Raw genomic sequence first — 9,447 nt, forward strand, 5'->3', positions numbered from 1 at the left:
TTACCTATCAAGGATTTGCGCCGAAATAATTAGGAGAATGTGGCGGACGGGTTTATCGTATCCGGCATCGTAGGATCACTGACAGCCCAGAAAGCCCGCGCGACGAGAGTCCGCGGGCTTTTTTCATTCCACGACAGGAGACGAGGCGATGTCCGACCTCAATGCAACGCAAGGCGCCGATGGCGCAACGAATGGCGCCGCAGGCGCGCCGGCCGACGCCGCGCCGTCGTCGAGCGAGCCGGCATTTCCGACGGATGCCGGAGGTGCGCCGGTGGGGGAGTTGGTAGCAACCGGTGCCACGGCTGCGGCCGGCGCATCGGCGGACTCCTCCTCTCCCGGCGCCGGGGCTATGCCGTCCAGTGCCCCGGCTGCGGCCACGTCCACGCCGCCGGCGGACGGCGATGCGGGCGCTGCGGCGCGCGCGCCGTCGACGGACGGTGCTGCTGCTGACGCGGGCGCGGCGCTGGAAGCCGACGCAGCAAACCTGCTCGGGGAAGCGATCAACGACGCGCCGGTTGCGGCCGTCGCCGCTGTCGTGGCCACGATCCCGCTGATGGTCCGCGTCGAACAGCTCGCGCTCCGCGCGTTCGAGTCCGGCGCGACGGGCGAGCACAACCTCATGGCGTGGCTGCACCAGCACATGGACGCGCTGCTGCGCGCGATCGCCGGCGCGCCGGGCCTGCCGCTGACGGACGACGCGAAGGCGCTGATCGCCGAGCTGAAGGCGCTGCTGTAGGCGCCCGTAGAAGCGGCACGACAGTCCGCATGGGATCTGACTGGCCCGATGGTTGAGGAGCACCCACCCTCGCTAACCAGATGACGGCGCACACGAAGCGAACGCCTCAACACACTGCCGGGAAGGGCATCCCGGGTGCAGCGCCCATAGCGTGCCGCTCTGATCATCTGCGGACGATGATCTCCGATTCGAGGATCGAGTATGGACATTGAAAGCAACATCGAAAGAATCACCGAAACCGGTTGCTGGATCTGGATGGGGTGGACGACAAAAGCGCGCCCGAATGCCCCTGAATATGCTGTAGCGCGTCGGGATGGGAAGCTCGTGCGTGTTCATCGCATCTTGCTTCAACAGGAGTGTGGTGTCGTCGAGGCCAGCAAGCTAGCTTGCCACCGGTGTGGTGTCTCTCTGTGCGTGAATCCGCGCCATTTATATAGCGGAACCGTTGCTGATAACAATCGGGATACGGTCGCAATGGGGCGCCATAAGTTTGGCGGAAGTGGCGTGCCACCGATCGGAGAAAGGCATTGGGCGGCCAAGTTGGACTGGCCCAGCGTGCGGGAAATTCGCAATGCTGTCGGTCCCAATACTGAGATCGCTAAGCGTTTCAACGTTTCGCGTGTGACCGTATCTCGAATAAAGAACGGGCACCTCTGGAAAGAGTAATTGCGCTTGCCCTGCGATACGGGCGCTTTCACGCATGGCGATCGCGCCGGAGCGCGAACCGGTTAGCTGCGGGCCCGTCGCGGGGCACCGAACATCGTAGCGAGGCCCAGTCGGGCCGCCATCGGTCGCCAGTCGTGAGAGCGAATAGCTCTACCGTGTCTCCTCCGGGTCTCGTGGTGAGATCCATTCGCCCGCACCAGGCAACTGGTCGCGGGCTTTTTGTTTTCCACGCCCGGCGGCGCGCGCCGTGTTCCGCCGGATAGAAGCGAACCCTCCCCATGGCTGCAAAGAACGTCGACTGGATCGCGATCGAAGGTGCGTACCGCGCCGGCGTCGATTCGCTGCGAACCATCGCCGGTGCGCACGGGCTGTCCGAAGCGGCGATCCGTAAGGCAGCGAAGAAGAACGGCTGGAGCCGCGACCCGACAGGGACGAAGCGCGCGATCGTCAATGCGCACATGGCCGGCAGTTCGCAGGGTGCGCAAGGCGGTACGCAGGAAGGTGCGCAGTGCGCACAGGAGCAGATCGCCGCCGCGGCGAACGAAGACATCCGCGACATGGAGCGCGGACTGCGGGTGCACCGCGCATGTCTTGAACGGCTGGAAACAGCAGTCAAGCGCGCCGCCGATCCGAAGGTGATCAAGACGATCACCGAGGCGGCCGCGCTGGCAATCACTGGCATCCGGAAGATCCGTGGCCTCGACACTCCCACCACCGCTGATACCGGCGACATCGACGCAGCCATCGAAGCCGAACTGGCGAAGCTGGGCGCCAGCCGAGAAGCTGGCGCTGCTGCAGAAGCTGAAGGCACTTAACAGCTTCAACTGGAAGCCGCTGCCCGGGCCGCAGACGCTGGCTTACATCTCGACGGCCGACATCATTCTGTATGGTGGCGCGGCCGGTGGTGGCAAGACAGACCTTGCGCTCGGCAAAGCGCTGACGCGGCACCAGCGCGCGTTGATCCTCCGGCGCGAATACCCGCAGCTCGAAAGCATGATCGAGCGCTCGAAGGATATGTACGCCGAGCGTGGAGACTTCAACGAGCAGAAAGGTGCGTGGCGACTGGAGTTCGCTGGAAAGAAGCAGTACATCCGCTTCGGCTCGGTGCAGCACGAGAAGGATCTGAAGAAGTACCAGGGGCGGCCGCACGACCTGTTGGTGTTCGACGAGGCTGCGAACTTTCCCGCCGCATTCATTCAGTTCCTGTCCGCGTGGGTGCGGTCGGAAGACCCGAATCAGAAGTGCCAACTGCTGTTGTGCTCAAACCCGCCGACCGATCCGGAAGGCGACTGGATGTACGAATGGTTCGGGCCGTGGCTCGACCCGAACCATCCGCGGCCGGCCGCGCCCGGCGAGTTGCGCTGGTACATCGTGGTCGGCGACGAGCACATCGAAGTCGACGGACCCGCGCCGGTACAGCGCGGCGAGGAGACCTACACACCGCAGTCGCGCACGTTCATCCCGGCGCGCGTGTCGGACAACCCGTATTACGCGGGCACCAGTTACGTCGCGCGGCTGCAGGCGCTGCCCGAGCCGCTGCGCTCGAAGATGCTGAAAGGCGACTTCGCGGCGGGCCGCGAGGACAGCGCGTTCCAGGTGATCCCGAGCGCGTGGGTGAAGGCTGCGCAGGAGCGCTGGAAGCAGCGCGAGAAGCCGAAGACGCCGATGACGGCGATCGGCTTCGACATTGCGCGCGGCGGCAGCGACAAGACGGTCGCGACGCCGCGCTACGACAACTACTTCGACACGCCGACGTGTGAGCCGGGCAGCGCGACGCCGAACGGCAACGCGGCCGCCACCGTCGTGATGAACATCCGGCGCGATGACGCGACGGTGAACGTCGACATCTGCGGTGTCGGCACATCGCCCTATGACGTGCTCGCCGAGAAGATCGGGATGAAGGCGGTCGCGATGAATGGTGCCGAGGGCTCGGACGCGCGGGACAAGTCGGGTCAGCTCGCCTTCGTGAACGCGCGCGCCGAGTGGTACTGGAAGCTGCGTGAGGCGCTGGACCCGGACACGGGCGACGACCTCGCGATCTACCCGGACCCGGAAGTGCTGTCCGACCTGACCTCGCCGAAGTGGAAGCTGACCGCGCGCGGCATCCAGATCGAGGCGAAGGAAGAAATCATCAAGCGGATCAAGCGGTCGCCGGACAAAGGCGACTCGCTGGTCTACGCCCACGCGATCAAGATCGCGCCGGGCACCGGCCTGTTCGCATTCATGCAGCAGCAGGCCGCGGCGGCCGAGGAAGCGAAGAAGGCCGCGACCAAGCAATCCACTTAGGAGCAGGGCATGCCTGACGGCGGCACGAAGACGACCATCGACAGCGCGATGGTAGGGCGCGCCACGGGCCAGACGCCCAACTACGGCGTGACGGACTCGCGCTACGTGATCCAGGGAACGTCGACCGCATGGATGTCGCCGGGCCCGGGGTTGCCGCCGCTGACCGAGTTTCCCGGCGCCCAGACGCGCGGCCGCCAGTTCGACTTCCCGGTCAACGTAAACCTGATCCCGCGCGCGCGGACGTACGAGCAGGTGTCGTTCGCGCAGCTTCGCGCGCTGGCCGACAACTGCGACATCCTCCGGCTCGTCATCGAGAACGAGAAGGACAACCTCGCCGCGCTGAAGTGGAAATTCAAGCCGCGCGACACGAAGAAGAAGCCCGACGAGCGCTGCCAGCAGCTGACCGACTTCTTCCAGATGCCGGACAAGGAGCACACCTGGGACGAGTGGCTGCGCATGCTGCTCGAGGACCTGTTCGTCATCGACGCGCCGACGCTGTATCCGCTGAAGACGAAGGGCGGCGACGTAGCGCCGAGCGGCACGCTCACCGACTGGTACGGCTTCGAGCCGATGGACGGCGCGACGATCAAGCGCTTCATCCTGCCGAACGGCCGCACACCGCTGCCGCCGAACCCGGCGTATCAGCAGATCCTGAAGGGCATCCAGGCGACGGACTACACGCGCGACGAGCTGATCTACCGCCCGCGCAACCCGCGCACGAACAAGATCTACGGGTACAGCCCGGTCGAACAGGTGCTCACGACCGTCAACATCTCGATCCGCCGCGCGCTGAACCAGCTCTCGTACTACACCGAGGGCAACGTGCCTGACCTGCTGTTCGGCGTGCCGGATACGTGGCAGCCCGACCAGATCAAGCAGTTCCAGATCTGGTGGGATTCGCTGACGGTCGGCCAGACGAAGAAGCAAGGCCGCTTCATTCCGGGCGGCATCGCGCCGCACGACACGAAGCCGCTCGCGCTGAAGGACGAGTACGACGAATGGCTGGCCCGTGTCATCTGCTTCGCGTTCTCGACCGCGCCGACGCCGTTCATCCGCCAGATGAACCGCGCGACCGCCGACAACGCGAAGGAAGAGGCGAAGCAGGAAGGGCTGCTGCCGCGGATGAACTGGATCCGCAACCTGATCAACTACATCGTCTGGAAGTACTTCGGCTGGACGGACCTGGAGTTCGATTGGGACCAGGCCGAAGAGCTCGACCCGCTCGTGGCCGCGCAGATTCAGGACCTGAAGGTTCGCAACGCGACGCTGTCCGTCGACGAGGCGCGCCAGGCAGACGGCTCCGACCCGATCGGCATGGGCAACGCGGTGTTCACGCCGACCGGCCCGGTGGGCGTCATGGACTTCGACAAGCAGCAGGAAGAGAAGAACCGCGCCGCCGCCGAAGCGGCCGCGGCTGCTGCGCGTGCCGGCGGCGCGCCGCGCCCGGCCGGCGAGGAACCGCCAGATGACACGCCCCCCAGCGACAAACCTCCGTCTGATGCACCGAAAGGCGAACAGGAGCCTGCTGATAAGCACGCTCACGCGCATCTCGAAAAAAAAAAGTCCCTGACTGGTACTGATCCGGACTCGCCGCAGATCGAGAGCGGCACCGCGGCGCTGACGGCGATCCTCGAGCCGTTCCTCGACGCGCAGGCAGTCGCGATCGCGGCACAGCTCGCTGCGGCGCTCGGCCTCGACAAGATGGCCGAGGACGACCCGAAGTTCCGCGCTGACGAAGCGCTCGACAAGGTGGACTTCACCGACTGGCGCGACCTCGTGCCGCCCGTCGAGGACGAGCTCGTGCGCGTCGCGGTCGCGGCCGGCACGGACGCGCTGAAGCAGATGGACCTCTTCAGCGACGAGACGAAAGACCGGATGACCGAGCACGCGACGTCGTGGGCGCGAGAGCGCGCGGCCGAGTTGGTTGGCATGAAGCGCTCGGCCGACGGTGACTTGGTCCCGAACCCGGATGCGAGGTGGCAGATCACGCAGGGCACGCGCGAGCTGATTCGCGGCACGGTCACGGACGCGATCCGCGGCGGCTGGAGCAACGACCGGCTGGCGGCCGCGCTGAAGGACGGCTCGGGCTTCTCGAAAGAGCGCGCCATGAACATCGCGCGCACCGAGTCCGGGTTCGCCGATACGGCCGGGAACATCGCCGGCTGGAAGGCGAGCGAGGTGGTCGAGGGCAAGCAGTGGCGCGTGGCGCCCGGCTGCTGCGACCTCTGCGCGCAGCTCGACGGCGAGATCGTCGGCCTCGACGAGACGTTTTCGAACGGCAGCAGCGGCTCGCCGGCGCACCCGAAGTGCCGGTGCGTGACGCTGGCGGTACTGAAGAAAGCCTGAGTTTTTCCCGGCGCGACGACGCCAAACCCCTGGAGAGATCCATGTCCCTGAAACTGTTTGCCCGTCTGACCAAGGTCGACGAAGAGAAGCGCCTTGTGTACGGCCGCGCGACGGAGGAAGTCGTCGATCGCGCCGGCGAGATCATGGACTACGCCACCTCGAAGCCGTACTTCGAGAAGTGGTCCGGCGACGTCGCGAAGGCGACCGACGGCAAGTCGGTAGGCAACCTGCGCGCGATGCACGCGAACATTGCCGCCGGCAAGCTGACCGGCATCGACTTCATCGACGATGAAAAGGCGATCGACATCTGCGCGAAGGTGGTCGACGACGCCGAGTGGAACAAGGTGCTCGAGGGCGTCTACACCGGCTTCTCGATCGGCGGCGACTACGTGAAGCGCTGGGCCGATCCCGATCTCAGCGCGCGCCGCTTCACGGCTAACCCGTGCGAGATCTCGCTGGTCGACCTGCCGTGCGTGCCGAGCGCGTCGTTCTACGACATCGTGAAAGCTGACGGTTCGGTGATGCAGAAGGCGTTCAAGGCGCCCGAGCCGGTCACGGCCGACGTGTTCTCCGACGAGGTCGCGGCGCTCGCGAAAGCTGGCGACCTGTCGCTCGACGAGATGCTGGAGGCGATCCGGCTCGCCAAGGCGAAGAAGGACGAGGGCAAGTACGGCGACGTCGAGTATGCCGACACCGCGAACAAGAAGTACCCGATCGACACGGAAGAGCACATCCGTGCGGCCTGGTCCTACATCAACAAGGAAAAGGACGCGGCCGAGTATTCCGCCGACGAGCTGAAGACGGTCAAGGACCGGATCGTCGCCGCGTGGAAGGACAAGATCGACAAGGACGGTCCGCCGTCGGCCGCCGACAAGACGGTCGAGCCGGTGATGTCGAAGAGCGGCAAGCCGGTGATCGTCACGGCCGACAACCTGTCGCTGGCCGCGCGGCTCGCGCTGCATAAGGGCATGTATCAGGTGTCGCGCCTCGCCGACATCATGTCGTCGATCACGTACCTGCAGCAGGCCAGCGCGCGCGAGGAAGCGCAGGAGAACGACACCGAGTCGACGCTGCCGGCCGACCTGATGGACTGGCTGAAGCGCGGCGGCGAGCTGCTGACGTCGATGGTGGTCGAGGAAGTGGCCGAGCTGACGGAAGACGACGGCAGCGTCGACGCGCCGTGCGTCTACTACTTCGAATGCGCGGCCGCCGCCGAGAACCTGCACAAGGCGGTCGCGGCGCTGGGCGGCGAGCATCTGCACGAGTCGTTCGAGAAGGTGCTCGCGAAGGCCGGCGCGCGCAACAGCGGCGCGGACCTCGGTCGCATCCAGAAGGCGCACGACCTGATGGGCGAACTGGGTGCGGCATGCGCGAAGGACGCCGGTGCCGACGTGGACGCCGAGAAGGCCGCGCACGCCGAGACGATGACGAAGCTCACCGCCGCCGGCGAGTCGGTCACGAAGCTGACGGCAGACCTCGCCGTCGCGACGGAGAAGGTCGCGAAGGTCGAAGGCGACCTCGAAGTGCTGGCGAAGGGCGTCACGCTGGTGACCTCCGAGCGCGACGAACTCCAGAAGAAGTTCGACGAGCAGTCCGCGATCGTCGAGAAGCTGAAAGCCGAGCCGGCGAACCCGAAAGGCGTCATCAACGGCGTAGGTGCCGCGATCGCGAAGAGCCACGACTTCAACGCAGACGAACAGCATCAAGAAGAGGTCAAGCCGGTCATGAAGGCCGACGGCACCGTCGACGAACTGGCGACCTCGATCAAGAAGGCCCGACTGAATGGTGGCGTTGCCATCTTCCGCGGTTGATCCACTCCAGAGGTTTCCCATCCACCCATAACCCGCCGGCATAGCCCGGCAAACCGTCACATCCCCGAAAGGCCCGCCACCGCGCGGGCCTTTTTCATTGGAGCCACGAAAAATGGACGCGAAGACGATTCAAGAAACGCTGGAGCTGGTCAAGGGTCAATACGGCCTCGGCAAGACGATCACCACGGCGAACAACCTTGTTGCGTACGACCTGCAGGCACCGGCAAAGAACCTGTACCCGGTCGTGACGCCCCTCCGCAACAAGATCGCCCGCGTGCCCGGTAAGGGTGGCGTGGCGACGAACTGGCGCACCGTGAAGGCAATCATCGGCTCGGGTTACGACTCGTCGCCGTGGGTGCCGGAAGGTCAGCGCTCGGGCCGCATGTCGTACAACACGGCGCCCGTCGCGGCGAACTACGTCACGATCGGCGAAGAAGACGGCGTGACGTTCGAAGCCGAACACGCTGGCGAAGGCTTCGAAGACGTGAAGGCGACGATGGCGATGCGCCTGCTCCAGAAGACGATGCTGAAGGAAGAAAACGCGATCCTCGGCGGCAACAACTCGCTGGCGCTCGGCACGCCGACCGCGCCGACGCTGTCGGCAGCCGGTACCGGTGCAACGCTGCCGGCCGCGACGTACAGCGTGATCGTCGTCGCGCTGACGCTCGAGGGCTTCATCAACAGCTCGGTGGCGAACGGCGTCGCGACGCAGAAGACCGTCACGGGCGCAGACGGCCAGACGTACGTCGTCACCGGCGGCTCGTCGAACCAGTCGGCGAACGCCACGCAGGCGATTACGCTCGGCCAGACGCTGTCGGCAACGGTGCCAGTCGTGAACGGCGCGGTGGCCTACGCGTGGTACGTCGGCACCGCTGGTGCGGAAAAGCTGCAGGCGATCACGACGATCAACAGTGCCACCTTTGGCGCGCCGCTCGCGACCGGAACGCAGGCTGCGACGGCGATCACGGCCGACAACTCGACGAACCCGCTGGCGTTCGACGGGCTGCTGACGACCGCGTTCAAGCCTTCGAACGGCGCGTACGTCAAGGTGATGGCGACCGGCACGGCAGGTTCCGGCACGCCACTGACTTCGTCTGGCCGCGGCTCGGTTGTCGAGATCGACGCGATGTTCAAGACGATGTGGGACACGTACCAGCTTGGTCCGACGGTGCTGTACGTCAACTCGCAAGAGCAGATGAGCATCACCAACAAGGTTCTGACGGACAACAGCGCGCCGCTGCTGCGTTATAACCAGCCGGGCAACACGAAGGAGCCGTACGCGATCACGGCCGGCGGCGTGGTGACGTTCTACTTCAACCCGTTCACGGCGAACGGTGGTCAGCTAATCCCGGTGATGCTGCACCCGAAAGTGCCGCCGGGCACGATCGTCGCTTGGTGCGAAGAGCTGCCGCTCTGGTACCAGAACAACGAAGTCAGCAACGTGGCTGAAATCCACTGCCGCAAGGATTATTACCAGCTCGACTTCCCGATCGTGACGCGTATGTGGCAGTCCGGCGTGTATGCGGAAGAAGTGCTGGCTGTGTATGCGCCCTTCGCGATGGGGATCATCACCAACATCGCAGCCGGTTGATCGATAGGGTA

General features: G+C 65.4%; 7 protein-coding genes. All 7 read left to right on the forward strand.

Features of this window, described 5'->3' with window-relative positions:
* The first annotated feature begins 148 nt into the window (after window positions 1-148).
* A complete protein-coding gene (locus BX604_RS14740) occupies window positions 149-736 on the forward strand; it encodes a hypothetical protein (protein ID WP_143748037.1) in 588 nt (195 codons plus the stop codon).
* Between the two features lie 201 nt (window positions 737-937).
* Entirely contained in the window at window positions 938-1,402 is a 465-nt protein-coding gene (locus BX604_RS38385; protein WP_143748038.1) for an HNH endonuclease, read from the forward strand.
* Between the two features lie 278 nt (window positions 1,403-1,680).
* A complete protein-coding gene (locus BX604_RS14745; protein ID WP_098551437.1) occupies window positions 1,681-2,217 on the forward strand; it encodes a hypothetical protein in 537 nt (178 codons plus the stop codon).
* 64 nt (window positions 2,218-2,281) lie between these two features.
* The gene (locus tag BX604_RS14750; RefSeq protein WP_257146385.1) at window positions 2,282-3,688 is read left to right on the forward strand and encodes a terminase family protein; all 1,407 of its coding nucleotides are present in this window, start codon (window positions 2,282-2,284) and stop codon (window positions 3,686-3,688) included.
* 9 nt (window positions 3,689-3,697) lie between these two features.
* Window positions 3,698-6,034, forward strand: coding sequence for a phage portal protein (locus BX604_RS14755; RefSeq protein WP_098551438.1), 2,337 nt, complete (start codon window positions 3,698-3,700; stop codon window positions 6,032-6,034).
* A 41-nt stretch (window positions 6,035-6,075) separates the two neighbouring features.
* Complete coding sequence (locus BX604_RS39350; protein WP_218926868.1) at window positions 6,076-7,845, forward strand: DUF6582 domain-containing protein; 1,770 nt, start codon at window positions 6,076-6,078, stop codon at window positions 7,843-7,845.
* A 112-nt stretch (window positions 7,846-7,957) separates the two neighbouring features.
* Entirely contained in the window at window positions 7,958-9,436 is a 1,479-nt protein-coding gene (locus BX604_RS14765) for a hypothetical protein (RefSeq protein ID WP_098551439.1), read from the forward strand.
* Window positions 9,437-9,447 lie beyond the last annotated feature (11 nt).

The organism is Burkholderia sp. JKS000303, from assembly GCF_002563755.1.
GTDB classification, from domain to species: Bacteria; Pseudomonadota; Gammaproteobacteria; order Burkholderiales; family Burkholderiaceae; genus Burkholderia; species Burkholderia anthina_B.